The sequence below is a fragment of the Halomonas sp. NYA30 genome (assembly GCF_976980765.1).
The window spans coordinates 1,098,545-1,124,121 of the sequence record NZ_OZ334477.1; the positions used below are offsets into that span (position 1 = coordinate 1,098,545).

The window sequence follows — 25,577 nt, forward strand, 5'->3', positions numbered from 1 at the left end:
GAGTCGCCCGCCTTGTTAATGCTTTCAACCGCCACGGCAGAATTAGGCAATCTTCCCGCAGAAACCCGCTACCTCGAATGCGTTCGCGTCGCCTATGGTGAGTAACGTCCGGTTGACAGTAAGGCACTGCTCAATCATGCCAGCCCATTCAGCCCTCCTGATAACAATAAATGACTGTCGATTCTGACGTTGTTTAAACGACTAGTTAATCGTCAACCGCCTGCGCGGTGCGCAATGTACAACGAACGCTGCTATCGGTTTTCGGTAGCCATTGGAGCAAGTGATCATGGGAAGTCTGTCTCAAAGAACCCGTTTTGTAAGCAGCCGGGCGGTGATTCTGTTCCTGCTACTAACGGCCTTGTTGACCGGGTGCGAGGCCAAGAGTGAGGAGGCAGCAGCGCCTGCTTCACCGCCGCCGCCGGAAGTCGACGTCGCGGAAATCGTCGCTCGGCCGGTGGTCTTGAGCGAGTCGTTTACCGGGCGGGTGGAAGCGGCTGAAACGGTTGCGTTAAGAGCCCGGGTGAGTGGCTATATTCAGGAAGTGGCGTTTGAAGAGGGAGAACTGGTCGAGCAGGGGGACCTGCTGTTCCTGATCGATCAGCGGCCTTACCAGGCCCGTGTTGGCGCCGCCCAGGCGGACCTTGCTCAGGCCAAGAGCCAGCTGGCTCAAGCTGGCAGCGAAGCCGAGCGTGCCAGGGTATTGCTGGGGCGTCAGGCCATTTCCCAAGAGGTGCATGACCAGCGTCAAGCGGCACTGAATAATACTCGCGCCATGGTGGATGCCGCCGAGGCAGCGTTAGATACCGCCGAGCTAGACCTGGAATACACTCGCATTACGGCGCCGGTTAGTGGTCGTGCCGGTCGGACAATGGTAACCCGCGGCAATCTGGCCAATGCCGATCAGAGCCTGCTGACCACGCTGGTAAGCATTGATCCAGTACACGTTTACTTTGAGGCGGATGAGCAGGCCGCGTTTGCCAGCCAGACACTCTTGACCGTTGGCGCGACGAATAGCCTGACAATCGAGCTGGGCGGCGACCCCCAGCGGCTGTACACGGGCACCCTGGACTTTATCGACAATCGCTTAAACCCCAATACGGGCACTCTGCAATTCCGGGCGGTGCTGGCCAACCCGGAGGGCCGCATTCGGCCTGGAGAGTTTGCACGGGTCGAAATGCCGGTCGCTCGTTTAGAGCAAGCATTACTGGTAGACCGCAAGGCAGTGCTGACTAATCAGGATCGCCGCTACGTCTATGTCGTCAATGAGAATAACCAGGCAGAGCAGCGCCAGGTAACCACAGGGCGGCAGGTGGCAGAACGAACAGTCATCACCGAAGGGCTTCAAGCGGGTGATCGAGTGATCGTCAATGGCGTGCAAAAAGTGTTCTTCCCCGGAATGGAAGTGAGCCCGCAAAGCGTAGCGGCCGCCCCAGCGGCTGATGCCCCTATTTCCGACGATCAGCCCACCATTGCGGCCAGGGAGGAGTAAACCGCCATGAATTTCTCCCGTTTCTTCGTGGACCGACCAATTTTTGCGGCGGTGCTGTCGATCATCATTCTTGCGGTGGGGCTGATCTCCATTCCCAATCTGCCCATCAGCGAGTACCCAGATGTAGTGCCGCCCTCCGTGGTGGTGAGGACGGTTTACCCCGGCGCCAACCCGAAGGAGATCGCCGAGACCGTGGCGACGCCGTTGGAAGAAGCCATCAATGGCGTCGAGGACATGATGTACCTCAAGTCTGTTGCGGGTTCTGATGGCGTGCTGCAAATGACCATCACCTTCCGTCCCGGCACCGATGCTGAGCAGGCTGCCGTTCGCGTACAGAACCGCGTTAGCCAGGCCGAGGCTCGGTTGCCGGAAGCCGTGCGTCGTCAAGGTGTCACTACCCAGAAACAGTCGCCGACGTTTCTGATGGTCGTTCACCTAACCTCGCCCAGCGGTGAATATGACACCCTTTATTTGCGCAACTATGTGCGGCTGAATGTCCGCGACCGTCTCGCCCGGCTCGAAGGGATTGGAGATGCGCAAATCTTCGGCGGGGGGGACTACGCCATGCGGGCGTGGCTGGATCCCGATCGGATCGCTGCCCGTGGCCTGACGGCCAGCGATGTAGTTGGGGCTATGCGAGAGCAGAACGTCCAGGTGTCCGCCGGGCAGTTGGGAGCCGAACCCATCGCGGATAGTGATTTTCTCACCCTGATTAACGCCCGTGGGCGGCTTGAAACGGTGGAAGAGTTTGGTGACATCGTGCTGAGCCGCGGCGAGGGCGGCGAGATACTCAGGCTTGCGGATGTGGCCCGGCTGGAAATGGGCGCCGGGGACTATACGCTGCGCTCGCAGTTGGACGGCAACAACGCGGTGGGGGTGGGAATATTCCAGGCACCGGGTGCCAATGCGCTGGATATCCGAGAGCAGGTGATCGCCACCATGGAGGAGCTGTCTGAGCAGTTCCCGGAAGGCGTTGAGTACGAAGCCGTCTACGACACTACGATCTTTGTTAATGACTCTATAAAGTCAGTGATAGCCACTTTACTGGAAGCCGTGCTGCTGGTGGTGTTGGTGGTCACGCTTTTCCTGCAGACCTGGCGTGCTTCCATCATCCCATTGCTTGCGGTACCGGTCTCGGTGATAGGCACCTTTGGCGCGCTCTACCTACTGGGTTACTCCATTAACACGCTGACCCTGTTTGGCCTGGTGTTGGCCATCGGTATCGTGGTGGACGACGCCATCGTGGTGGTTGAAAACGTGGAGCGGAACATTGAGGAGGGCCTGAAGCCCCAGGCCGCTGCTCATCAGGCTATGCAAGAGGTATCCGGCCCTATCATCGCCGTGGGGCTGGTGCTGTGTGCGGTGTTTATTCCCATGGCCTTCCTGTCGGGGGTGACCGGTCAATTCTATAGTCAGTTCGCGGTGACGATTGCCATCTCCACGGTGATCTCCACCATCAACTCGCTGACCCTATCGCCTGCGTTGGCAGCGATGCTACTCAAGCCCCATGACGCGCCCAAAGATCGCCTCACCCGAGTGATCGATAAGCTGTTCGGCTGGATTTTCCGTCCTTTCAACCGTTTCTTTAATGCCAGTTCCAACAAATACCAAGGAGGCGTAGCCCGCTCCCTAAAGCATCGTGGCGCGGTCTTTGTGATTTACGCGCTGTTGCTGCTGGGCACCGGCGTGATGTTCAAGGCGGTGCCACCCGGCTTTATTCCAGTGCAGGACAAGCTTTATCTGATCGCGGGCGTCATTCTGCCGGAAGGCGCGTCGCTGGAGAGAACCGACCAGATGCTTCAGGACGTCGTGGATCTCGCCATGGAGACCGAGGGTGTGGAGCACGCCATCGCCTTTCCCGGCCTGAACGCGCTGCAGTTCACCAATACCTCCAACACCGGTGTGGCGTTTCTTACCCTCAGCGCCTTTGGTGAGCGCAGCCTGAGTGCCGCGGAGATAAATGCTCGAATCAATCAGGGGATTGGTGGCTTGAAAGAGGGGTTTGCATTCTCGTTTATGCCACCGCCGATTCTCGGGCTGGGCAACGGTTCCGGGTTTCAGCTGTTTATCGAGGATCGCGGCAATCTTGGCTATGGGGCGCTGCAGCAGGCGGTGAACCAGCTCCAGGGGGCCATCGCGCAAACGCCGGGAATGGGCTTTCCGATCAGCAGCTATCAATCCAACGTGCCGCAGCTGGATGCCGAGGTGGATCGGCTGAGGGCCAAGGCTCAGGGCGTGCCGTTGACCGAGCTGTTCGACACTTTGCAGACCTATCTTGGCTCGACCTATGTGAATGACTTCAATCGCTTTGGGCGCACTTGGCAGGTGATCGCCCAGGCGGACGCTCCCTACCGGAGTAGCGTGGAAGATATCGCCCGCCTGCGCACCCGCAATGACCAGGGGGAAATGGTTCCCATCGGCACGATGGTGAACATCACGCAAACCTTTGGGCCAGACCCGGTACTGCGCTATAACGGCTACCCGGCAGCAGACCTGGCCGGCGAGTTCGACCCCCGCGTGCTCTCTTCCGCACAGGCGATGGACGCCATCAGCGCTCTGGCGGAAGAGGTGCTGCCGCCGGGCATGGCGCTGGAGTGGACTGACCTGAGCTACCAGCAATCCACTCAAGGGAATGCGGCGCTGGTGGTCTTCCCGCTGTCGATTCTGCTGGTATTTCTGGTGTTAGCGGCCCTCTACGAGAGCTGGACGCTACCGCTGGCGGTGATTCTGATTGTGCCCATGTCGATGCTGGCGGCGTTGATTGGTGTCTGGTTTGGTGGGGGTGACAACAACATCTTCGTGCAGGTGGGGCTGGTGGTGCTGATTGGCTTGGCGTGCAAGAACGCCATCCTGATCGTGGAATTCGCCCGTGAGCTGGAACTGCAGGGCAAGGGCGTAGTAGAAGCGGCCCTGGAAGCCTGCCGGTTGCGCCTGCGGCCGATCATCATGACCTCGATTGCCTTCACGGCAGCGGTGTTGCCTTCGGTAATTGCCACTGGCGCAGGCGCCGAGGTGCGGGCAGCGCTGGGTACCGCGGTGTTTGCCGGCATGATCGGCGTCACCCTTTTTGGCTTGTTCCTCACGCCGGTGTTCTACGTGGCGCTGCGTAAACTGTCTGGCCCATTGGTCAGCCATCACAGCGCTACGTTGGATACTTCACCTCATCCTACCAGCCACGCCCAAAGTTGATGATACAGCGGAATGCCGATTAGCACGTTAAAGGGGAAGGTCAGTCCTAATGACGCCAACATGGCCAGACCAATGTTGGCGTCTGGTATAGCGGCGCGAATGGCAACGGGGGCGGCAATGTAAGAGGCACTGGCGGTAAGACTCGCCAGAATAACCGCCGAACCAGCGGGTAGCCCCAGCCAGTAAGCCATTCCTAGGCCGAAGCAAGAGAGCACGATAGGTGCTGCTAGCGCGAATATAATCAGACGGCTGTGCCCCCACCGCAGGCTGCGCAGTGTTTCTGCCGCGACCAAGCCCATCTCCAACAGGAACAGCGCCAGAATGCCATGGAAGGCTTTGGTATACAGGCCAGTCACCGACTCACCGGCATCGGGGCCGTATAGCCAGCCAATAAGGACACCGCCCACCAACAGGATCACGCCGCGATTGGTCAGAGTTTCGTGCCACAGTCCGGAAGTTTTGATCGGCTCTGACGTTGTGTCAGCGGCCTTTTTACGGCTGAAGCGCCGGTAGAGCAACAGGCCCAGCATGATGGCCGGTAGTTCGAGCAGTACCAGGTAAAGCGTCACCTGCCCACCGGTTATTAGGCTGTGCGCTTCGGTATACGCCAGGGCCACGGCGAACGTGCCGGCGCTAACGGAGCCGTAGTGGGCCGCAAGGCTGGCGCTGTCGGCGATGGATAGCCGCACCAAATAGTGAACCACCGGAAAGATAATCAGTGGAATGATGATCCCCAGCAGAGTGACACCAGCTAACTCGACCAGCAGCGATAAGCTCAAACTTCCATGCAGCGCCATGCCGCCTTTAAGGCCAATGGTCAGCATCAGCAGCAGGCTCAATATGTCATAAGCGGCTTTGGGAATACTGAGATCGGAGCGCACCACACCGGCAACCACACCTAGCACAAAAAACATCACCACAATATCCGGCACGGCCAATCTCCTTGATGGGTTTTAAAGCGGCTACTTTAGCGATCCAAAGAAATTGATGAAAACAAATAAACTTTATACAGTTATAGATGATTATCTATGGTGCTGATTATGAAAGTACGACAACTCACTTTTCGCTTGCTACAGGTCTATGCCGACGTGGTTCGCACAGGCTCACTGACGGCCACTGCAAATCGGCTCCACCTGACCCAACCCACGGTGTCTCAGCAGTTAAAGCGGCTGAGAGAGATTGTCGGTGAACCGATTGTGCGCCATGAGGAAGGGCGCGTGGTACCCACAGAGGTGGGTCAGTCGCTTTATCAACTCAGCCAGGACTTACTTAGCCGTGCCGATGTGTTTAGTCAGTACCTGGAAGAGTACAACCGCGGAGGGCGCGGGCACTTCAGCATCGGCTTGGTGAACACCGCGCAATATGTCCTGCCACGGCTGTTAGGGCCGTTTGGTCAGGCTAACCCCCAGGTAGATGTCACGGTGGAGATAGGTAATCGCCAGCAGATGCTCAATCGTTTTGAACGCCATGAGGATGACATCTACGTATTTAGTCATCCACCCATTGATGACGATGTGTTAGCCGCGCCTTTTCTGAGCAATCCATTGGTAGTGGTGGGGCCCCAGCATTGTCGTTGGGCAAGCGTAGAGGGTCTCAACATGGACGCACTCAAAGAGGAGCGATTTCTGCTGCGTGAACCGGGCTCTGCGACTCGGCATACCTTTGATGCCTGGCTGTATAATGCGGGTATTGAGCTACGCTCTACCCAGCAGATCGCCAGTAATGAGGCTATTCGGCTAGCGGTGGCGTCAAACATGGGCCTAGCAGTGCTATCTCGCCACGTTGTTGCAGATTCGCCCAACGGTGTCCAAGAACTGCCGCTGCAGGGCTTTCCGCTGAAAAGTCGTTGGCACTTTGTGGTCAGGCGACAACGCCGCTTACCCCCCGCCGCCATTCGTTTTTTGAGCTATGTACAAGGTTCCCTGGCACAAGCGTTTGACGAGCCTGAAGGGGAGATGGCCGTGGCTGAATTGCTTCAAGCCTTAGAGGCTGAACGCTGATGCCTTGACTTACAAACAGCGTCAATTATCCCCGTTAAAAGCGGCCTAGATCCTATGCGCTAAGCTAAGATATTAAGAGAGGGCTTGAGTGAGAACTTAAGAGAGAGCTTAAGATCGCACTCGGTTCATGCTGTCGCGCCTTGATATTCGTCTTGGGTAACCGCTGCAAACGGAGGCAACTATGCTGCTCGAAGGTTCATGCCACTGCCAAGCAGTGACGTTTAGTGTGACGTCACACCACCCTTATCCTTTCAACCGCTGTTACTGCTCCATTTGCCGCAAAACGGCAGGTGGTGGCGGCTACGCCATCAACCTTAGCGGCGATAACGAAACGCTTAAGGTAACTGGTGAAGAGCATATCAGCGTCTATCGCGCGCTTATCAAGGGGGAGCAGAGCACAGGGGAGCGGCATTTCTGCAAACACTGTGCATCGTCGCTATGGGTTTATGACCCCGATTGGCCCGAGCTGGTGCATCCCTTTGCCTCAGCGATTGATACCGACTTGCCGACCCCTCCCAAGAAAACACACATGATGCTGGGAAGCCGGGCGGATTGGGTCGAGGTCAATGCGCAGTTTCAAGACAAATGCTTTGATGAGTACCCGGATGAGAGTCTTGCCGAGTGGCACCAGCGGCTAGGATTGGAGTGCTAGGCCATTAATGAGGCCGCTTGCTTCGCTTGTGTTGAAAGCAGGCTGTTCTACTCTTTTATACGAACTCCATAGAAATGCGACCCATTGGAGTTCAACGTACGGCTTGTAAGGCCTGCCTTGCGAACGGCCAGCCGTGCTCTCGTTTTTTGACAAGGAGGGTGGAAAGATGGAATTTGAAAAATATAAGTCGTGTATTGAAGCGTGTAATGTCTGCGCCGTTTATTGTGATTCTTGCGCTACTGCCTGCTTGCAAGAAGATGATGTGAAAATGATGGCTGAGTGTATTCGTCTGGATCGCCAATGTGCGCAAATTTGCCGCTTGGCAGCCTCCTTCATGGCCCAGGGGAGTGAATACGCCAAGGACATCTGCCGGATATGCGCTGATATTTGCAAAGCGTGCGGTGATGAGTGTGCCAAACACGATGCCAAGCATTGTCAGGAGTGCGCTAAAGCGTGCCATCATTGCGCCAGTGAGTGTGCTGCGATGGCTGCCTAGGCTTTGTACGAAAAAGGCAGCGTAAAAGCCTAAACCTAGATTAAACAAAGCCAGCTTTCATACGTCGTGAAAGCTGGCTTTTTTGTCTTTTAATCTATATCAAAGAGAACGTTCAAAAGAGTGCGTTAAAAAGAGGGGGCCTTCTGCAAAAGGGTGATCACTTCATCATCGCTGGTTTGGGTGAAATCGTGATAGTGAAGGCCAACAGCGATAAAGGGCTCGGGAGTAGCTAAACAGACCAAATCGTCAACCTCGGTAGCTAACTCATCCAGTGTGGACTGCGGGGCGACAGGCACTGCCAGAGTGACGGAAGCGGCGCCTGCCTGGCGTAGTGCTCTGGCGGCTGCTTTAGCGGTTCCGCCGGTGGCGATGCCATCATCCACCAGTAATACATGACGTTCGCTCACGTTAATGGGCGCCCGGTTACCAATATAGGCCTGACGGCGGCGGGTTATCTCGCTTAGTTGGCGCTCTACTTCAGCTTCAAGATAACGTTCAGAAGGCTGAAAAACCTGCAGCACATCCGCGGTCCATACCACCTGAGGTGGGTCGCCATCGACGACAGCGCCTAGCCCAACCTCGGGTTGCCCAGGCGCGCCAATCTTACGCACGATGACCACATCCAGCGGAAGTTTAAGGGCTATCGCTATCTCGTAGGCAACGGGCACACCCCCTCGAGGTAGTGCCAGCACTAGGTCATATCGCGCCCCGGATAATGCGTGGGCAAGCTTTCGTCCTGCTGCTCGTCGATTATCAAAAAGTGCTTGTTGCGTGTGCATGTGTGGCTCCTAAGCGCCAAGCGGCCTAAACCCCAAAAGGATAAGTGTCGGGTACTCCCTGGGGCCTTTCGCTCGGCAGTGGCGTCACTGCGGTGGTCTCATCGAACCACACATAGGCATCAAACTGCTCTGCTAGCGAGGCCTTGAAGTAATGGCTGTAGTACTCGCTTTCCGGACGATAGATGACGCCAATAGCACGCTCCAGGCGTGTTTGGGTTAGCTGTTCTCGAACCTTAGAGTGTTGAGGGTTGCGCAGCTCAATTAAGGCGCGTGGCAACTGTGTTTCATGAAAAATTCGTTCAAAGGAGTCTGCCCGTGACGGCACGATCTGCTTGATCTTCATTGGCGAATCCCAGTTGTCAGCCGCTGCCACGATCCCCGTGTGTGTGCCGAAACCGATTAAAACAGCTTGATCGCCATAGGCGGTGCGGCACAGCTCGCCGATATTGAATTGACCCTGCCAGCCCATTTCAGTGGCCGACGCATTACCGATATGGGAATTATGCGCCCAGACCACTACCTTAGCGTCTGCTCCTTTGGCTTCTATCACCTGCTGTAGCGTATCGAACATGTGGCGGTCTCGTAGGTTCCATGACTGGGTGGAACCACGGTACATAAGCCGATAGTACTGTTCGGCGGCTCTCACTACGCGGGCGTTCTGGGTGGCATTGAAATAGGCTTCTTCGCCCTCCTTGGCCATATACTCAATGCGGTGTTCCAGTAGCGCCTGAAGTTGCTCAACCACTGCCTCTTCGCACGTATCTTGTTCTTCTTGTAATAGGGCGTGACCGTACAAGGCTGGTTCGCTTTGCCAGGGCGTTAAACAGCCATAACGTTGACGGGCCGCTTGAGCGGCTTCCGGGTCGATTCGATCCAGGTAATCAAGCACGGCGAAAAGGGACGCGCGCAGTGAGTAGATATCCAACCCACGGAAGCTGGTACGTTGGCTGAAAGGCAGCTCGGCATTGTGTTGGCGCAACCATTCGGTGAAAGTCGCCACCTCTTCGTTGTGCCACATCCAAGCGGGAAACCGTGTGAAAGCTTGTCGGTCGTCACTTGTTGCAGCGCGATGCCGAACATAGCGGTCGATGTATGCAGCATCCGGCCAATCCGCTTCAACCGCTACAATATTGAAATTGTGCTGTTCGATAAGTCGTCGCGTAATGGCGGCGCGGGCGCGATAGAATTCAGAGGTTCCATGGGACGCCTCACCTAGCAACACAATCTTGGCATCGCCGAAACGATCAAAATGGGCGCCGAATGCGTCTTCCTCTTGCAAACTTGGCAGCGGCTCACAAGCAGCAGCGATGGCCTTGGCTATTTGCTGGGCGGACGCATAGGGTGTCGTTGTCGAGTGATCCATAGGAATCTCCCAGGACACGAACAGGCGAAAAAGCAGCTTAAAAATACTGACAATTTGAAAATTACGAATAGCTTGAAAATAACTATAGTAAGGAAGAAACAGCTTATCCAAGCATTTATCGCTAAGCTGCGAAATGGCTCCCTAGAAGACGCAGTGCGTTATTAGCGGCGTGTTTTTCGTGACAGCCACCAAACGTCAATGCCAAATGAATATAGCAATGAAAGCAACGCACTAATGGCCAGCAGGCTGGCAACAAGGTGGGAGGTAAGTGGCGTTAACGCCAACAGCAGCGCAACCACCTGCCAGACACATACGGCTTTACGGCGAAAGCTTTCGAACAGCGGTTCTGCAAGCCAGGGGAACGGCCAACTGGCGGCCACAAACAGGTAACGCATCCCCCCAATCATCAGTACCCACAGGCCCAGAGACTCTAACCGCAGCAATCCTGCGCAAAGCAGCAATATCAGTAGGGCATCCAGCTCCATGTCAAAGCGCGCGCCGAACAGCGAGTGGCTTTTGGTGCGCCTGGCAATCCAGCCGTCAACACCATCCAACAGTAGAGCGATCACCGCGATTGCCAACCACTGCCAGATGACCTCTACAAACGCATTGGCAGCGAGCGCACCTGCCAGCAGCGCGACTAATACCGCGCGGGCCAGCGTGACCCGGTTTGCCCAACCCAGTGAGCCGTGGGGCCAGAAAACCATTACTAAGATAGATATAAACGTGTAGAAGGCCGAGGCAACCCACCAGTTGGCTGAAGTAGCCATTAATTGCGGTAATGCTTTACCTACAGTCATTAGCGCCAAGCCGCCCAGCAGTAGCTCTGCAGCACTATAAAGCCGTTTGGGTAGTGTCATGGATGAGGCATTTGAAAAAAACGGCATGGTGGCTCACGAAGCGGCATCGCTGTCCGCAGTTGAAATAAATGATGCAAGTATTTTTATATGTACCATTCTTGTAGAAGAAGGTAGGGTTGTCTATATGATCAAGGAAAATAGCCTAGTTAGCTTTAAGTGTTGCACATTGTTAATCGAATAATTTCTTTTCAACCGCTACGCTAAAGATGGTGAGCCATTAATGACTGTTCTGCATGGGGCCATTCAAGAGGTGGCCGTCCAGTATGGTAAGGGGCCAAGTCACATAACGAGCAACCTCGCCTTAATGTGCAGCGCCATGGCCCCACGCTACTTTCAATGGAATGAAATAGAGCTCGGTTTAGTCGAGCTTGTAACGAAAAGGATCGCTCATGTCGACGCCTGATGATGTTGGCAATAAACAGGACGCTGGCAAAAGCCGCTGCGCCACCGCCTTCTGGGTGACCAGCCCAGCCCAAGGCGAGCTGCGGGGTGAGCCTCTGGCGACGCCCGCTCAGGATGAAGTGCAGGTGCGTACCTTGTACAGCGGTATTAGCCGTGGCACCGAATCGCTGGTGTTTAACGGTCGCGTGCCCGAAAGCGAATTTTCGCGCATGCGCGCCCCTTTTCAGTTGGGTGAGTTTCCCGCCCCGGTCAAGTACGGTTACTGCAGCGTTGGTCGCGTTGAACAAGGGCCAGATGCACTTTTAGATAAAACCGTCTTTTGCCTGTTCCCCCACCAGGACTACTACACCGTGCCTGCTTCAGCGGTGCTTGAAGTGCCCGCCAATGTGCCCGCACAACGCGCCGTATTGGCCGCCAATATGGAAACGGCCATCAACGGCGTGTGGGATGCTGAGCCCATGCTGGGCGAGCGAATTTGCGTTATTGGCGCCGGCGTCGTCGGTGCGCTGGTGGCGTATCTGTGTGCCCAGGTGCCCGGCGTCGACGTGCATTTGGTCGATATCAACCCAGCGCGCCGCCAGCTCGCCGAGCAATTAGGCGTTGCCTTCGCCACGCCTGAACAAGCCCCCCATGATCAAGATTGCGTGATCCATGCCAGCGGTCACTCGGCTGGCTTGCGCCAGGCCTTGGAGTTAGTGGGTAGTGAAGGTCGCATTATCGAAATGAGCTGGTTTGGCGAGGGCGATGTCTCGATTCCGTTGGGCGGCGCTTTTCACTCCCAGCGGCTGACGCTTAAAGCCAGCCAGGTGGGCCAACTGCCACCAAAACTTCGCCCTCGTTGGGACTACCAGCGTCGCCTTAGGCTCGCGCTGAGCTTACTGGTGGATGAGCGGTTAGATGCACTGATCAGCGGTGAAAGCGACTTTAAACAATTGCCTACGCTTGCTAATACGCTGTTTGGGCGCGGTAGTGTTGAGCTCTGCCATCGGCTGCGATATTCCGCATAACTTGTGTTTTTAAACAATTAATCAGGAGTTTTTATGTTTCGTTTATGCGTTCGTGACCATTTTATGATTGCCCACAGCTTTAACGGCGAGATCTTTGGCCCCGCCCAGCGTACCCATGGCGCCACCTATGTGGTGGATGTGGTTTTCCAGCGCCCTGAGCTGGATGAGGATGGCTTAGTGATCGATATTGGCCTTGCCAGCGAAACAGTCAAAGAGGTATTGGCAGGCTACAACTTTCAAAACCTGGATGAAGTAAGCGAATTTAAAGGTAAAAACACCACCACCGAATTTATGGCTAAGGTGATTTTCGACCAGCTAGCCAAAGCGATCGGCGAAGGCAAAATGGGCACCACCGCCCAGGGCATTACCCATATGGAGATCAAACTGCACGAGTCTCATGTGGCCTGGGCTAGTTACGAAGGCGCACTATGAGTCGGCGTTTTACCTTGATCGTTGCCGGTGACCCTGCTCAGCGCACCGGTGGCTATATCTACGATGCGCGTATTGTCTCTGCCCTACGTGACCAGGGCTGGAAGATTGACGTCGTGGGCTTGGCAGGCGTGTTTCCCGATGCGGACGCCGATGCGGCAGCGGCACTAGCTCAAACGCTTGAGTCACTTCCCGACCATGCGTCGGTGGTGATCGATGGCTTGGCCATGGGGGCGCTGCCTGACGTGGTCGCCCAGCATGCAACGCGGCTGGATACTACCGCGCTGCTGCACCATCCCTTAGGCGATGAACTGGGCCTTGATGAGGCTGATCAGCAGCGCTTTCATCGCAGCGAGTTAACCGCGCTTACTTCTGTGGCACGCACTATTGTCACCAGCCATTTTACCGCTCGGCGTTTGCCGGAACTGGCGGCGCACTACGCCATACCCATCAATGCAAGTGTCACCGTAGTGGAACCGGGCGTGGCCCAGGCACCGGTTAGCCCAGAAGCAGAAGCTGGTGAAACACTGCGCCTGCTATGTGTGGCAACGCTAACGCCGCGCAAGGGGCAAGATGTTCTGGTTCAAGCGCTAGCGGGAGTGGCCGGTGATCAATGGCAGTGCGACTGCTATGGCGGCGCGCGAGACGCGGCGTTTACACAACGCGTGCAACAGCTGATTGATCAGAACGGTTTACAAAGCAGTGTGCACCTCCACGGCGAGTGCGATAGCGAGACGTTGGAAGCGGCTTACCAACACGCGCACGCATTAGTGCTGCCTTCCTGGTATGAGGGCTATGGCATGGTGGTCACCGAAGCCCTGGCCCATGGCCTGCCGGTGATTACCACCACCGGTGGCGCGCTACGCGACACCTTGCCAGAAGGTGCAGGTTTAAGCGTTGAACCGGGCGATGTTGCGGCGCTTCAAGACGCGTTGAGCCGATTTTGTAACGATGCAAAACTGCGTCAGCAACTGCGTCATGGCGCTGCTCAGGCCCGTGGTCAGTTAAGCGATTGGCAGGCGGCGAGCGAGGCCTTCGCCGCGGCGTTAACAGCGCAAAACCATGCCGCCAATGATTCGCTAACCTTGCGCGCTGGGAGTCAGTTTGAATCCGATTGGCTAACGCTGCGCGAGGCCGCTGATTTCGCCTCACGCAGCCAGCGCCTTGCTCAGTTCGCTTCAGAGTGGTTGGAGGCACGTAGCTCAACGCCGATGATCGCGGATCTTGGCTGTGGCCGGGGGAGCAACATGCGCTTTCTGGCCCCGCGTTTTAGCGCCCACCAGCGCTGGGAGTTGATTGACCACGATGCCATTTTGTTAGCGCAGGCGCGCCAGCGTGCCGCCGGGTTAAGCGATAGCCAAGGGCAGCCTGTGGCCGTCGAAACGCACTGTGTATCGCTGGAGCCGCTTGACGATGTGCCGCTGGACGATGCGCACCTAGTGACGGCGTCGGCGCTGCTTGATCTGGTTTCTCAGCAATGGATCGAGGCATTAGTGGGGCGCTGTGCCGAGCAGCAACAAGCGCTTCTAATCGCGCTGAGCGTGACCGGAGAGTGGCACTTTATCGATGCCCAGGGCGAGCCGGTGCTGGATGATGAAGACCACTGGCTGCTGGCCATGTTTATTGCACATCAGCAGCGCGATAAAGGCTTGGGCGATGCGCTGGGCGGTCAGGCTCAGGAGGTGTTAGTAGCTACTCTTGAAAAGGCCGATTATCGCATTGAGCAGGACGATACCCCATGGCAGCTTGCTGCTGGCAACCATGACCAGCAGCCGCTAATGATGGCGCTGTTGGAAGGTTGGGCTGAGGCCGCCACCGAACAAGCCCCTGACGCCGCGGCACGCATTGCCAGCTGGTTGGAGCAGCGCCAGCAGGCGGTGGCCAACGGCGAGCTGGGGATTTGGGTGGGGTACCGTGATCTCTTTGCCATCCCTCCGTTTGCCAAGCCTCAGGAAGAGGCCTAAGCCGATGGGGTTTGCTCAGACGTTGTGCACCCGGCTAGGCGCGTACATTCGTCCATGTCTGCAAAGCCCATGCCTGCAAAGCCCATGGCTGCGGCGGGTGGTGATCAGTATTGCCTTGCTGGGGGCCGTGTTGTTGTGGGTCGACCCCCGGGCCATCATGGCGGAAGTGCAGCGCTTCTCGGCTGGGTGGGTAGTGCTGGCGTTAGTCATCAGTACGCTGCAGATCATGCTCTGCGCTTGGCGTTGGCAGTTTACCGCTGGGCTGATTGATGTACCGCTGCGGTTTGCTTATGCCCTGCGAGAGTACTATTTGGCGCTGCTGGTTAATCAGCTGTTGCCCGGTGGAGTGCTGGGCGACGCCGGGCGGGCACATCGTCATGCGGCTCAGGCGCAGTCACGCGGTCGCGCTTGGCGAGCGGTCATTATTGAGCGCGCCTCGGGCCAAGTGGCTTTGGTCGTGCTAACGCTCGCGGCATTGCTGCTATCACCGCTCTGGCATGCCGCGTTGGGAGTGTCAGTACTTACTACGGTGGGCTTAGGCGTCGTGGCTGCTCTCGCCGTGGTTATCGCCAGCGGCCTGCTGTTGCGCCAACATATAAGCCATCGGTTGGCACGGCTGCCGCATTGGTGCCAAGCCCTGGCGCGCGACGTTAAACGTGGCTTATGGCGGCGTAATGTATGGCCTCAGCAACTATTCTCGTCGCTGGTCATTGTGCTGAGCTACGGCCTAGTGATGGTGTGTGCGGCGCGGGCAATTGGTGTTGAGCTAGCGGTATTGGATGTGCTGGCGCTGGCACCGGTGCTGCTATTGGCGATGTTGATTCCATTTTCCGTGGCCGGATGGGGTTTACGGGAAGGCGCTGCGGCTGGTGTCTGGGCGCTGGTAGGACTGCCGCCCGCCCAAGGCGTGGCGGTGTCGTTGGCCTACGGTGTGCTGGTGCTGCTGGCGAGCCTACCGGGTATCTGGGTGGCGCTAAGCCGTCGCGAGAAAGCGCAGCCCTCAGGCGGTGGTATCCCGCAGATGCAGGTCGAACAGCGTGTCGTCTCCACAGCGGAAGGTGCGCGTGGGCGGGCGCAGCGCACTCTCAAGCGTCTGGATGGGCGTCATTTGAAGCCCTGGTCTGCCGGAGCCGATCAGCAGCGGAGCGACCAGCAGGTGCAGCCGGTCAACGGCGCCTGCTTCGATAAACTGAGATACCGTGATACCGCCGCCTTCAATCAGCACACGGGGCAGGCCTTTATCGGCCAGCAGGGTGATGACATCAAGCGGATTGAACTGGCCGTTGGCACCCAGTGGCAGCACGCAACGTTGAACGTGGGCAGGCAGCGTCGTGTTCGCTACCCCAGGCCCTACAATCAGCAGTGTCGGCGCGGCACTGTTACACAGCAGCGCCAAGTCATTAGGGATACGGCCGCGTGGGTCCAGCACCACCCGCGTCGGGTTAGTACCGCTAACGTGTCGCACGGTCAGTTGAGGATTATCGGCGCTGGCGGTGCCCGCGCCCACGACCACCGCGTCGACCAGGGCGCGCAGGCGGTGCAGGTGAACCAAACTTTCATGGCCGTTGATGTAGTGGGAGTGGCCGCTTTCCGTCGCGATGCGACCATCAAGGCTTTGGCCCAATTGAGCCACGACCCAGGCCGGGCGACTGGCCAACGGGGTCAGGCAGTCGAGCAGCTCACGCGCCTCAACACTGACCGGCTGATCCGTTTGCCACTCGCCGCTTGGCGTCACGGTGATCGCCACCTCGCAAGGGCGCCGATGACGCAGAGCCGAGAGCCATTGCCAGGCATCGACCAGCGAAATAGTGCCGCTAGTATTCATAACACTGCTATTAACACCCGTATTGACATGGGAGTCGGGCATGACGCCTCCGCGCTAATAAATCCGCTTCATCATGCGGGCTCTACTTGGTCTAGGGCAAGTAGTTCAGAGCCAGTAGCCCGAGCAACTCGTTCAGCGCGAGCGCGTAATAACCCCCACGCCAGGAAGCCAGGAGGCCTACATGTACCAGATTGAACGAGCTATTTTCGATATCCGTCGCGGATTGCCAGTAGTAGTAAATGCCGGTGAGCAGCGTTTGCTAGTACAGGCACTGGAAGGTAGTGAATCAGTCGAAGCGCTTGCTCGGTTAGCAGGCGCGCGGCCTTCGCTGGTGCTTACCCGTCACCGCTTGGCAGCCATGGGCGTAACGTTAGCCGCTGAAGCCGCCAGCTTGCCGCTCGCGACCAGGATAAGCACCAATGAGCTGCATGGCTTAGCCACGGCGGAGGCGCTTTCGCAACCTGCGGGTGGGCTGCTAAGCGGCTTAAAGCCAGCGGGGTTAGCCGAACTAGGGGCCGTTACGCTGATGCGTCGCGCGCTGTTAATTCCAGCAGCACTATGTGCTTTTGTCAGCAAAGAGGCCGCTGCGAATATCGAGCAACAGCTAGCAGAAGGGCGGCTACTGCAAGTTACCGCTAAAGATGCTGAGCACTGCTTGGCCGGTGCGCCGGGCATGCTGAAGCGCGTTAGCGAAGCACATATTCCCTTGGAGGATGCCGCTGAAAGCCGCTTTGTGCTTTTCCGTGAGCCGGACGGCTTACGCGAGCATGTTGCCGTCGTTATTGGTAAGCCGGAGAGTTGGGAAGGTGCGGTGCCACTGCGCATGCACTCGGCGTGTTTAACTGGAGACCTGTTTGGCAGTTTGCGCTGTGACTGCGGAGAGCAATTACGCAACGCAGTCGCCGATATTCAGGCCATGGGCGGCGGTGTGCTGCTTTATTTGGCCCAAGAGGGGCGAGGCATCGGTTTAGCCAATAAGCTGCGCGCTTACACCTTACAAGATGGTGGCCTGGATACGGTGGATGCCGACCAAGTGCTTGGTTTTGGGGACGATGAGCGCCAGTACGCCGTGGCGGTAGATATGCTCAACGCCCTTGATATTGAGCAAGTGCAGCTGCTGACCAACAACCCGCTGAAAATGGAAGCGCTGCGCCAGGGCGGTATCGAGGTCGTCTCGCGCCAGGCGCTGTACGGCAGCGTTACCGATCATAACCAGCGCTATCTAAACGCCAAGGCCACCCGCGGCGGGCATCTGTTAGAAGACGTACTAAGCGGGCAGCGTTAACCGCCGCAAACGGTCGCGAGCTCAAGCTGCTCCAATCGTGAAGTGGTTTTAGTTAGTTAGCGGCGGTAGGTGGGCAGTTTCTGTCACGACTGCCGCTAACTGGCGGGCATAATGCATTACCAGCCGCTCGCCTAATTCGGCGCTGGCGTGGCTGGCATCACCGGCCACACCATGGGAGCTTAAATCTTCCGCTAACCAGGCAAACGCTGCTGCACCCTCTGCACTCACTAAGGCATTGCCAGCGGGCGCCGCAGGCGGTGTGGCTTGATAGTTATCTAGCTGGACAAGCATGGGTGCCAAATAGCGCATCATGGCAGTTTCGAGTAGCCCACCGTGTAACCCGTAACGCAGCTCATCAGCCTTAATGGCGCCTTCTAACGGCGGCAGCCGCGTGTAGGTGGCTTTTACCACGCGCATTGCATGCCGCCGCCGCAGGGTTAAGCCTGCTAAATCCATCACCGCTTTATTGCCACCGTGGCTATTAAGTAGTACCAGACGACGAATGCCAGCGCGGGCCAGGCTGTCGCCATACGCTTCTAGCGTGGCGATCGCCAATGGCGCTGGCAGGCTTAGCGTGCCTGGGAAACTGGCGTGCTCATCGCTTGCGCCGACGGCAATGGCGGGTAGGCAGATCACATTAAGGTTCGGATCAAGCTCCTGCAGCATGGCGGCTTGCAGACCTTCGCCAATGGTCAGGTCTGTAGCTAGAGGAAGGTGGGTGCCGTGTTGTTCAATGGCGCCGAGTACCAGCACCGCTACCGGGTCGCGTTGGGCGAACTCGGCTAACTGCGGTGCGGTGAGCGTTTGCCAGTGGTGAATCATGAAATGAAAAGCCTTTAGGGTTTAAACATTGTTGTGGATAGTGTTGTGAACATTGTTCTGAAGCAACTGATGATCCGAGCGGCAGGCGTAGAGATCGCCAGAGGCTAGCTCGTCAGCGCCAGCGCTTAGCCATTCGGTCATCGCTTGCGGCGTTTGCCACTCGGCCCAACGGAAATGGCGCTGCTCTCCAGCGACCACGTTATAGCGATACTCGCCAAGACGACTTAAATGGTTAACACAGTCGTGGTTGACCGCTAATGCACCCGCCACAAACTCCACCGAAAGCGCGGCCACCGGGCTGCTTAGTCCTGCCAGCACCTCTGCTTCAAAGCCTTCAACGTCAATCTTGATAAAGCTGGGCTCACCATACTCTTCAATTAACGTATCCAGCGTGGTGACCGGTACCCGCAAGCGCTGTTCCCAGCGCACTTGGCTAAAGCCTGCATTGCGCTCGCCAATCTGTTCGCGCCATTCGGTGGCCAGGGTGGAAAGCGTCGGGTTGCCGGTGCTAATAGCGATGTCGGCAAAGCCCTCTGTTGGACCAGCCGCCATGGGGAGCAGCGTGATGCTTTTCGGCCTAACCAATCGCTTAAACCACTTGGCGAGATCAGGCTGGGGCTCCAGGGCAATCACTTTTGCGCCTAGCGCATGAAAAGCCGCGCTGCGGTCACCTAAGTGAGCGCCAATATCAAAGGCGATAGTGCCGGGCTGAATAAACGGCTGGTAGAGGCGCTGGAGCCCTCTCTGACGCCCCGGGCGCCAATAAATAAACAGCGAGCGAGCAAGCCCGCCCGCGCTCCGCAGCCGTTGCAGCGCCATGCGCCGCATTAGGCGGGTTTTCTGAATATCTTCATCCGGCATCGGGATACCAGACGTAATTCCATGTTTCACTAACGGGGTCGTCGTTCAGCATGAGTCGCAGGCGAACATCACTGGGTTGGTCGCTTGCGGGCAGCCGAAAGCTCGCTCGCCAGCCGCCATTGGGGAGTGCGGTTACCTGGGGCAGTTGTACCTCGCCCTGGTGGGTGCTGATATCCAGCTCGACAGGTTGGTCGGCGGTGATATCCTCAAGCGCTCCGCCCTGGAAGTCGACAATGAACTGACGCTCCCCAGGCGTCGCCGAGTCCTCTTGCCCCGGCACGCCGGCACTGCCATGGCGGGTGCGGATCACACGGCCAAGGTGGTGCTCTTCCGGCTGCGTGTTGAGCGTGTGCGTCAGGTAGTGGAGGCGACGGGATTCGCCAGCATTTAGCGCATCATCCGCGACCCAGTAAGCAACGATATTGTCGTGAGTTTCATCGGGTGTCGGAATTTCGACCAGTTCCACGTGGCCCGGCCCCCACGCATCTAACGGCACCACCCACTGACTGGGGCGGCGGTGGTATTGGGCTTCGATATCCAGGTAGCGGTTAAAGTCACGCTCCCGCTGCATCAAGCCAAATCCTTGGGGAGAGCTATCAGCAAACGTCGAGGTGCGTAGCTGTGTTGGGTTGGTGAGCGGGCGCCAGATCCACTCGTCGCTACCGGTATGCATCAGCAGGCCGTCGGAGTCATGTACCTGGGGGCGGAAATCATCGGGACGCTCACGGCTTGCCTCACCGTAAGTGAACATACTGGTGAGCGGCGCAACCCCCAGCTTGGCAATGTCTTCTCGGGCAAACAGTTCCGCTTCCACCTCTACCTGCGTTTTTTCACCGGGTTCAATAATAAATCGATAGGCACCGCTGACAGAGGGGCTGTCCATTAACGCTAATAGCTCAATCTGTTTGGCGTCTGCGCTGGGTTTATAAAGCCAAAATTCGCGAAACGCCGGAAACTCCTCACCTTCAGGCGAGGCGGTGTCGATCGCTAGCCCGCGGGTGGATAGTCCGTATGCTTGGTCGCGCCCCACTATGCGGAAGTAGCTGGCACCGAGAAAAACGGCAAACTCGTCGGCGTACTCTTCATTATTTAGGGGGTAATGCAGACGAAACCCGGCGTGGTCACTGCCAGATAAATCGTGCTCTTTCAGCTTTTCGGCATTGCCATCATAGGAGTAGTCTTCCGCCGAAAAGGGAAGCGGGGAGGCTGTGTCGTTTTCGATCACATTGAGTGCAACCGGGGTTTGAAAGAGAAAGCCGCTGTGAAATAGCTGGAGGCTAAAGGGACTCTCATTGCGCCAATAGGCGTGATCAGGATCAAAGCGAATTTGCCGGTAGGTATCGTAATTGAGTTCACGTAATACCTCAGGCAGCGTCTCTTCAGGGGCTTGATAAGGCGCTTCAGCAAGCTGTTGGGCGCGCTCAATGACGGCGCTGAAATGTTTGTCGTCGTCGGCATAGGCGGTTGAAGCCACCGCACAGCCGAGTACAACTATCCATTTACTCGCTATCCACTTACCAGCTTGCCAATTACCAACCTGCCACCTGCAAACACGGCTAAAACGCATGGGCGAAATCCTTATCGAGTGAAGGCCTGCAAAACGTTTGGCAGTAAGCCAAGCAGTACGTGAAATTTTTACACAATAACTATACGATTGCATGCGGACGTACAGGATTATTGCGTTCTATTCCTTGCTCTTTTCTCTTGCGCTTGGGTACACACTCTTAAAGACCGAACATGGAGAGGTCGTACTTCAGACACTGTAAGCTAAAGCAGGTACAAATGAGAATGCGATGATTCGAATATTATTAACGTCCTTACTGCTGAATGTCCTGCTCGTTGCGCCGCTATGGTGGCGGTTTGGAGAGATCGGTGCCCATTTGATCGCTTGGGAGGCGTTTATCATTGCGCCCCTTATGCTGGTGCTCCCCGTCGGTCAGGCGCGTCGTTTCGCCGGTGTTGGGTTTGTCAGTTGGATCATGTTAGCGACGGCTGTGAATTTAGGCACTGCCGCTACTCACATGGCGTTTGCCCGGCCACTCAACCTCTATCTTGACGTACCTTTGCTGCGCTCCATTTATCACTTATTAGTAGGTAATGTAGGTCAGTTTTTGGCGGTTTGCGCAATGCTGGCAGGGGCTGCCGTGCTGCTTGGTATCGCCCTAGGCTTAGTGAGACTACTACTTCCTCCCGTCACTTACTCGATTAAACGGCTGCCCGGTGTCGCTGCGTTGACGCTATTAGTCATTGCCACCATCGGTACCGCACTTGAACTTAACGGTGTGCGGCTGGTGGATAGCGCCCGTTTGCCGATGGTCAACAGCACACGGTTTCAATGGCAGCAAATGGCCGATACTCACGCCGCGCGCTTGGCCTTTACCGCGCAACTGGAGGCAGCGCCGCTGGAAAGTCAGCGGTTACCTGGGCTCGATGGACACAATGTGCTGCTCACCTTTATTGAGTCTTATGGCGTCTCTGCGCTGGATAATCCCCGTTATGCGGACGTTCTGCTGCCGACCCTTGCCGATATGCAGCAGCGGCTAGAGGAGCGCGAGCTTCATGTTGTCTCTGGGTTGTTGGCATCGCCGATTCGTGGCGGGCAATCCTGGCTTGCCCACGCAACAGCGTTAAGCGGTCGTTGGATTGATAACCAGCTGTGGTACCAGTTGATGTTAGACAGCGACCACTCCACCTTGATTGATGATTTCAGTGCTACCGGCCAACGCACGCTGGCCGTGATGCCGGCTATTTCTATGGCATGGCCGGAAGGGGAGGCTTACGGCTTCGATCAAATTGCCGCGGCAAAGGATATCGACTACGCCGGGCCTGCGCTCAACTGGGTGACCATGCCCGATCAGTTCACCCTCGACTATACTCAGCAACACTTGCTGGGTGAGTCGCCGGTGTTTGCTCAACTGACGTTAATCTCTAGCCATGCCCCGTGGACGCCTATTCTGCCGGTGATTGAAGAGTGGTCTTTGATTGGGGATGGCAGCATTTTTGCGCCCTGGGAGAACGCTGGCGACCCGCCAGAAGTACTGTGGCAGGACATTGAACGTATTCGCGACCACTATGCCTGGTCGGTGGACTACGCTGTAAAAGTGGCCGGACGCTGGGCCGAACGAGTGGTGGATGACCATACCTTGATGATAGTGCTGGGTGATCATCAGGCCGCGCCATTGATTACCGGCGACGATGCCAGCGCAGCGGTACCGGTGCATATTGTTAGCGGGAACCCGGCGCTATTGGCGCCGTTTATAGAGCGTGGCTTTATTCCCGGCACGCTACCCGCGCTGGAGCAGGCAAGTAACGCGCCCAGGATGAGCCAACTGCGCCACTGGCTGCAGGATGATTTTGGTGAGTTAGCAAATAATGCAAACACTCGCCCGGATACAAGGACGACCACAAGGACGCAGCAATGATCCAACCGGTAATTTTAAGCGGTGGCAGCGGCACACGGCTGTGGCCGCTTTCCCGAGAGCAGATGCCCAAACAATTTTTGCGCTTAACCTCGTCTCAAAGCTTACTGCAGCAAACCCTAAGCCGCTTAGCCGGGTTAACCGATGCAGCCCCAATGCTGATGGGCCACCATAGCCACCGCTTTTTAATGGCCGAACAGCTGCGCGAAATGAATCAAGCCGCCACCGTGGTGCTCGAACCTGAAGGCCGTAATACTGCGCCAGCGATTGCCTGTGCGGCGCTGCTAGCACGCCACTCAGGCGATGACCCACTGCTGCTGGTACTGCCCGCTGACCATGTGATTGGCGATGTAGAGGCGTTCCAACATAGCGTGTCACTTGCCCAGCCGTTAGCCGAAGCGGGTTATCTCGTTACCTTTGGAGTAGTCCCGACACAGCCTGAAACCGGCTATGGCTATATTGCCTGCGGCGAGCCGCTGGAAGGCGGCCATCATCTTGCGGCCTTTATTGAAAAACCCAATGCCCAGCGTGCCGCTGAACTGGTCAAAAGCGGTGATTACTTATGGAACAGCGGTATGTTTCTGCTGCGCGCCTCAAGCTATCTGGATCAATTAAAGCGGCTACAGCCGACCATGCTGGAAGCCTGCCAGGAAGCGGTTAATAGCGCACACCGCGACTTGGATTTTCTGCGCCTGGGCGAAGCAGCATTTGGCCGTTGCCCGGCTGACTCCATCGACTACGCGGTGATGGAGCACTGTGAGCATGCCGCCGTGGTGCCCTTGGCCGCTGCGTGGAGTGATATCGGCAGTTTTGATGCGCTATGGGCAACCGTTGAGCCTGACGCAGCGGGCAATGCCAGTAAAGGTGATGCCTGGCTAACCGATACCCAGGGTTCACTGGTGTTTGCCGAGCACCGCCTTGTGGCAACGCTCGGCGTGCAGAACCTCATCGTCGTGGAAACATCGGATAGCGTGTTGGTGGCCCACCGCGACCAGGCGCAGCAGGTCAAGCAACTCGTGGCTTCGCTTACTCAGGCGGGGCGCAGCGAGCCCTGTTCGGCGCCCCAGGTGCAGCGACCTTGGGGCAGCTTTCAGGCGATGGACAGCGGCGAGCGCTATCAGGTCAAACACATTACCGTGAAGCCCGGCGGGCGGCTCTCGCTGCAGCGCCATCATCACCGCGCTGAGCACTGGGTTGTGGTGAGAGGCACAGCGCAGGTAACGCTTGAAGAGCGCAGTTTTCTGGTCAGCGAAAATCAGTCGACCTATATCCCCATTGGCGCGCTACATCGGCTGGAAAACACCGGCAAAATCCCCCTTGAGCTGATTGAAGTGCAGTCAGGGAGCTACCTGGGCGAAGATGATATCGAGCGCTTGGATGATGTTTACGCCCGAGACAACAACGAGTGAGGGTAGCTTACCAAAGCCAGCTAGCAGGGCGTGCGGGAGGGAGGCCCTTACGTACATCGATCCAACCGAGCACGCAGCGCACGCCCAACCATACCGCGAGCAGCGGCCAGAGCAGAGTGCCGATCATGACAATGCTGAGCAAAAAGGCGATGCAGGCATACAGGGTGCCGATCCAGAACGTGCGGATTAGGTAACGGTAGTGCGGCTGTAGCCACGGTGCGGCGTCTTTGCGGTAGACATAGGCGATCACCACGCCAATCAGCAGGGTGATATTGGCAGTGACAATACCCGCCAGGAATAGCGCATAAATAATCTGCGGCGGGCGTATCTCATCCCGAGATAAAACGTTTTGGGTCATCAGTAAGCTCTGGTTAATAAAGTCGACGCACTAATAAAGGCGATAGTCGCGGTAGTTAGCTAGCTTTTGCTGCTCTTGGACCACTTGACGGTATCGCTTGTACTCCCACTGATACTGCGCAGGTTCCAAGCTTATTGCGGCTTCCACGCTGGCATTCACTCCGGTGGCAGACGTTTGGTCATCGGGGCTGTAAACACGCTCATCGGCATCGAGAAAATAAATCTCAAACCCGCTGCCGGGTACCCGTAGCGCGACCCCGGTGATCACACGTGCCTGGGTGCGGGCTACTAGTTTGGGTAGCAACGTGGCGGTGTAGGCATCGCGACCAAAGAAAGGCGCGAAAACGCCACTGCCCCAGTCGGGCTCCTGGTCGGGCAGTATGCCAATCGCCTCGCTGCGCTTAAGCGCTTTGAGCAGTGCTGCAACGCCGCGGGGGTTGGTGGGCACTAGGCTCGCCCCCATGCGCTCGCGACCATGGCGAATCACTGGGTCAAGGGCGCTGATTTTTGGGGGCTCGTACATGGCGGTAAACGGGAAGTGGCTCGATAGCCAGAAGTTAAGCACTTCCCAGTTGCCGAAGTGCGGGGCGAGCACAATGACGCCGCGGCCTTCGTTGCGGGCGTTATCGAGTTTGTCGCGGCCGTGTACCGCTAAAATGCTGTTTTCTACTCTATTGGGCTCCGCCATCCAGGCATGGCCTAATTCCAGCATGGTAGCGGTTGAGTGCCGTAAACTCTGCCGGGCAAGAGTTTGACGCTCAGCGTTAGAGAGAGTGGGATAAATGACCGTCAGGTTGCGCTCGGTTACCTCTCGCTCACGCTTATTGAAACGGTAAACCACGGGGCCTAGCACCGATGCCATTCGCCATAGCCGCTTCAGCGGCCAGCGTGATAGCTGGCGCCATAGCCAGCTAATCGCACTGGCCTTTGAAAAACGACGTTGGGTATCACCCGTTTGTTGCGTCATAT

General features: G+C 57.1%; 22 protein-coding genes and 1 pseudogene. 12 read left to right on the forward strand and 11 right to left on the reverse strand.

Annotated elements, in window-relative coordinates; all coding sequences use genetic code 11:
• The first annotated feature begins 286 nt into the window (after window positions 1–286).
• Window positions 287–1,489, forward strand: a complete 1,203-nt coding sequence (locus tag ACWI0H_RS05045) for an efflux RND transporter periplasmic adaptor subunit (protein WP_485875200.1) — start codon at window positions 287–289, stop codon at window positions 1,487–1,489.
• 6 nt (window positions 1,490–1,495) lie between these two features.
• Window positions 1,496–4,678, forward strand: coding sequence for an efflux RND transporter permease subunit (locus ACWI0H_RS05050; protein WP_485875202.1), 3,183 nt, complete (start codon window positions 1,496–1,498; stop codon window positions 4,676–4,678).
• On the opposite strand, the gene ACWI0H_RS05055 is transcribed toward ACWI0H_RS05050, so the two are convergent.
• Complete coding sequence (locus ACWI0H_RS05055) at window positions 4,651–5,610, reverse strand: sodium-dependent bicarbonate transport family permease (protein ID WP_485875204.1); 960 nt, start codon at window positions 5,608–5,610, stop codon at window positions 4,651–4,653. The genes ACWI0H_RS05050 and ACWI0H_RS05055 overlap by 28 nt on opposite strands.
• Window positions 5,611–5,718: 108 nt before the next feature.
• Between ACWI0H_RS05055 and ACWI0H_RS05060 the strand changes: the two genes are divergently transcribed.
• Window positions 5,719–6,678, forward strand: a complete 960-nt coding sequence (locus ACWI0H_RS05060) for a LysR family transcriptional regulator (protein WP_485875206.1) — start codon at window positions 5,719–5,721, stop codon at window positions 6,676–6,678.
• 181 nt (window positions 6,679–6,859) lie between these two features.
• Window positions 6,860–7,330: a GFA family protein gene (locus ACWI0H_RS05065; protein ID WP_101145944.1), complete on the forward strand. Its 471-nt coding sequence runs from the start codon at window positions 6,860–6,862 to the stop codon at window positions 7,328–7,330.
• Window positions 7,331–7,421: 91 nt separating this feature from the next.
• Here ACWI0H_RS05065 and ACWI0H_RS05070 read toward each other — a convergent pair whose 3' ends face one another.
• The 4 genes from ACWI0H_RS05070 to ACWI0H_RS05085 form a co-directional block, all read right to left on the reverse strand.
• The gene (locus ACWI0H_RS05070; RefSeq protein WP_485875208.1) at window positions 7,422–7,874 is read right to left on the reverse strand and encodes a hypothetical protein; all 453 of its coding nucleotides are present in this window, start codon (window positions 7,872–7,874) and stop codon (window positions 7,422–7,424) included.
• Between the two features lie 77 nt (window positions 7,875–7,951).
• Window positions 7,952–8,605: a phosphoribosyltransferase gene (locus ACWI0H_RS05075; protein ID WP_485875210.1), complete on the reverse strand. Its 654-nt coding sequence runs from the start codon at window positions 8,603–8,605 to the stop codon at window positions 7,952–7,954.
• A gap of 25 nt (window positions 8,606–8,630) precedes the next feature.
• Window positions 8,631–9,968: an erythromycin esterase family protein gene (locus ACWI0H_RS05080; protein WP_485875212.1), complete on the reverse strand. Its 1,338-nt coding sequence runs from the start codon at window positions 9,966–9,968 to the stop codon at window positions 8,631–8,633.
• Window positions 9,969–10,129: 161 nt separating this feature from the next.
• Complete coding sequence (locus ACWI0H_RS05085) at window positions 10,130–10,855, reverse strand: CDP-alcohol phosphatidyltransferase family protein (RefSeq protein WP_485875214.1); 726 nt, start codon at window positions 10,853–10,855, stop codon at window positions 10,130–10,132.
• On the opposite strand from ACWI0H_RS05085, the gene ACWI0H_RS05090 reads away from it, so the two are divergent.
• The 5 genes and pseudogenes from ACWI0H_RS05090 to ACWI0H_RS05110 all read left to right on the forward strand — a co-directional run.
• On the forward strand, window positions 10,827–11,009 hold the full coding sequence (locus ACWI0H_RS05090) for a hypothetical protein (RefSeq protein ID WP_008958248.1): 183 nt from the start codon (window positions 10,827–10,829) through the stop codon (window positions 11,007–11,009). The two genes, ACWI0H_RS05085 and ACWI0H_RS05090, sit on opposite strands and share 29 nt — an antisense overlap.
• A gap of 208 nt (window positions 11,010–11,217) precedes the next feature.
• Entirely contained in the window at window positions 11,218–12,237 is a 1,020-nt protein-coding gene (locus tag ACWI0H_RS05095) for a zinc-dependent alcohol dehydrogenase (protein WP_336273177.1), read from the forward strand.
• Between the two features lie 33 nt (window positions 12,238–12,270).
• Window positions 12,271–12,669, forward strand: a complete 399-nt coding sequence (locus tag ACWI0H_RS05100) for a 6-pyruvoyl trahydropterin synthase family protein (protein WP_035559443.1) — start codon at window positions 12,271–12,273, stop codon at window positions 12,667–12,669.
• On the forward strand, window positions 12,666–14,630 hold the full coding sequence (locus tag ACWI0H_RS05105) for a glycosyltransferase (RefSeq protein WP_485875216.1): 1,965 nt from the start codon (window positions 12,666–12,668) through the stop codon (window positions 14,628–14,630). Before ACWI0H_RS05100 ends, ACWI0H_RS05105 begins: the two co-directional genes overlap by 4 nt.
• 4 nt (window positions 14,631–14,634) lie before the next feature.
• Window positions 14,635–15,570: pseudogene (locus ACWI0H_RS05110) on the forward strand (lysylphosphatidylglycerol synthase transmembrane domain-containing protein); the annotation flags it as partial.
• 60 nt (window positions 15,571–15,630) lie between these two features.
• Here the strand turns inward: ACWI0H_RS05110 and ACWI0H_RS05115 are convergent.
• On the reverse strand, window positions 15,631–16,497 hold the full coding sequence (locus ACWI0H_RS05115) for a RibD family protein (RefSeq protein ID WP_485876162.1): 867 nt from the start codon (window positions 16,495–16,497) through the stop codon (window positions 15,631–15,633).
• A gap of 139 nt (window positions 16,498–16,636) precedes the next feature.
• Here ACWI0H_RS05115 and ribA point away from each other — a divergent pair, with 139 nt between their 5' ends.
• Entirely contained in the window at window positions 16,637–17,740 is a 1,104-nt protein-coding gene (ribA, locus tag ACWI0H_RS05120) for a GTP cyclohydrolase II RibA (protein ID WP_101145955.1), read from the forward strand.
• A gap of 48 nt (window positions 17,741–17,788) precedes the next feature.
• Here ribA and ACWI0H_RS05125 read toward each other — a convergent pair whose 3' ends face one another.
• Genes ACWI0H_RS05125 through ACWI0H_RS05135 form a run of 3 tightly spaced genes read right to left on the reverse strand, consistent with a single transcriptional unit; the run spans window position 17,789 to window position 20,990 of the window.
• Window positions 17,789–18,562: a creatininase family protein gene (locus ACWI0H_RS05125; RefSeq protein WP_101145956.1), complete on the reverse strand. Its 774-nt coding sequence runs from the start codon at window positions 18,560–18,562 to the stop codon at window positions 17,789–17,791.
• Window positions 18,563–18,583: 21 nt separating this feature from the next.
• The gene (locus ACWI0H_RS05130; protein ID WP_485875218.1) at window positions 18,584–19,423 is read right to left on the reverse strand and encodes an FkbM family methyltransferase; all 840 of its coding nucleotides are present in this window, start codon (window positions 19,421–19,423) and stop codon (window positions 18,584–18,586) included.
• Window positions 19,413–20,990, reverse strand: coding sequence for an OpgD/OpgG family glucan biosynthesis protein (locus ACWI0H_RS05135; RefSeq protein WP_485875220.1), 1,578 nt, complete (start codon window positions 20,988–20,990; stop codon window positions 19,413–19,415). Before ACWI0H_RS05135 ends, ACWI0H_RS05130 begins: the two co-directional genes overlap by 11 nt.
• Window positions 20,991–21,216: 226 nt before the next feature.
• Between ACWI0H_RS05135 and ACWI0H_RS05140 the strand changes: the two genes are divergently transcribed.
• Window positions 21,217–22,845 carry an alkaline phosphatase family protein gene (locus ACWI0H_RS05140; protein ID WP_485875222.1) on the forward strand — a complete coding sequence of 543 codons (1,629 nt, stop codon included), beginning with the start codon at window positions 21,217–21,219 and terminating at the stop codon, window positions 22,843–22,845.
• Window positions 22,842–24,251 (forward strand): mannose-1-phosphate guanylyltransferase/mannose-6-phosphate isomerase, encoded by a 1,410-nt coding sequence (locus ACWI0H_RS05145; protein ID WP_485875224.1) that lies wholly within the window; start codon window positions 22,842–22,844, stop codon window positions 24,249–24,251. Before ACWI0H_RS05140 ends, ACWI0H_RS05145 begins: the two co-directional genes overlap by 4 nt.
• 7 nt (window positions 24,252–24,258) lie before the next feature.
• Here ACWI0H_RS05145 and ACWI0H_RS05150 read toward each other — a convergent pair whose 3' ends face one another.
• Both ACWI0H_RS05150 and ACWI0H_RS05155 read right to left on the reverse strand, forming a co-directional pair.
• Window positions 24,259–24,609 carry a DUF4870 family protein gene (locus tag ACWI0H_RS05150; protein ID WP_485875226.1) on the reverse strand — a complete coding sequence of 117 codons (351 nt, stop codon included), beginning with the start codon at window positions 24,607–24,609 and terminating at the stop codon, window positions 24,259–24,261.
• A 30-nt stretch (window positions 24,610–24,639) separates the two neighbouring features.
• Window positions 24,640–25,575 carry a lysophospholipid acyltransferase family protein gene (locus tag ACWI0H_RS05155; protein ID WP_485875228.1) on the reverse strand — a complete coding sequence of 312 codons (936 nt, stop codon included), beginning with the start codon at window positions 25,573–25,575 and terminating at the stop codon, window positions 24,640–24,642.
• Window positions 25,576–25,577: the final 2 nt, after the last annotated feature.

Bases quoted from the DNA above. Each gene is read 5' to 3' on its own strand.
- ACWI0H_RS05045 (WP_485875200.1), top strand. From the start codon at position 287: ATGGGAAGTCTGTCTCAAAGAACCCGTTTTGTAAGCAGCCGGGCGGTG.
- ACWI0H_RS05050 (WP_485875202.1), top strand. From the start codon at position 1,496: ATGAATTTCTCCCGTTTCTTCGTGGACCGACCAATTTTTGCGGCGGTG.
- ACWI0H_RS05060 (WP_485875206.1), top strand. From the start codon at position 5,719: ATGAAAGTACGACAACTCACTTTTCGCTTGCTACAGGTCTATGCCGAC.
- ACWI0H_RS05065 (WP_101145944.1), top strand. From the start codon at position 6,860: ATGCTGCTCGAAGGTTCATGCCACTGCCAAGCAGTGACGTTTAGTGTG.
- ACWI0H_RS05075 (WP_485875210.1), bottom strand. From the start codon at position 8,605: ATGCACACGCAACAAGCACTTTTTGATAATCGACGAGCAGCAGGACGA.
- ACWI0H_RS05080 (WP_485875212.1), bottom strand. From the start codon at position 9,968: ATGGATCACTCGACAACGACACCCTATGCGTCCGCCCAGCAAATAGCC.
- ACWI0H_RS05090 (WP_008958248.1), top strand. From the start codon at position 10,827: ATGGATGAGGCATTTGAAAAAAACGGCATGGTGGCTCACGAAGCGGCA.
- ACWI0H_RS05085 (WP_485875214.1), bottom strand. From the start codon at position 10,855: ATGCCGTTTTTTTCAAATGCCTCATCCATGACACTACCCAAACGGCTT.
- ACWI0H_RS05095 (WP_336273177.1), top strand. From the start codon at position 11,218: ATGTCGACGCCTGATGATGTTGGCAATAAACAGGACGCTGGCAAAAGC.
- ACWI0H_RS05100 (WP_035559443.1), top strand. From the start codon at position 12,271: ATGTTTCGTTTATGCGTTCGTGACCATTTTATGATTGCCCACAGCTTT.
- ACWI0H_RS05105 (WP_485875216.1), top strand. From the start codon at position 12,666: ATGAGTCGGCGTTTTACCTTGATCGTTGCCGGTGACCCTGCTCAGCGC.
- ACWI0H_RS05115 (WP_485876162.1), bottom strand. From the start codon at position 16,497: ATGCCCGACTCCCATGTCAATACGGGTGTTAATAGCAGTGTTATGAAT.
- ribA (WP_101145955.1), top strand. From the start codon at position 16,637: ATGTACCAGATTGAACGAGCTATTTTCGATATCCGTCGCGGATTGCCA.
- ACWI0H_RS05125 (WP_101145956.1), bottom strand. From the start codon at position 18,562: ATGATTCACCACTGGCAAACGCTCACCGCACCGCAGTTAGCCGAGTTC.
- ACWI0H_RS05130 (WP_485875218.1), bottom strand. From the start codon at position 19,423: ATGCCGGATGAAGATATTCAGAAAACCCGCCTAATGCGGCGCATGGCG.
- ACWI0H_RS05135 (WP_485875220.1), bottom strand. From the start codon at position 20,990: ATGCGTTTTAGCCGTGTTTGCAGGTGGCAGGTTGGTAATTGGCAAGCT.
- ACWI0H_RS05140 (WP_485875222.1), top strand. From the start codon at position 21,217: ATGATTCGAATATTATTAACGTCCTTACTGCTGAATGTCCTGCTCGTT.
- ACWI0H_RS05145 (WP_485875224.1), top strand. From the start codon at position 22,842: ATGATCCAACCGGTAATTTTAAGCGGTGGCAGCGGCACACGGCTGTGG.
- ACWI0H_RS05150 (WP_485875226.1), bottom strand. From the start codon at position 24,609: ATGACCCAAAACGTTTTATCTCGGGATGAGATACGCCCGCCGCAGATT.
- ACWI0H_RS05155 (WP_485875228.1), bottom strand. From the start codon at position 25,575: ATGACGCAACAAACGGGTGATACCCAACGTCGTTTTTCAAAGGCCAGT.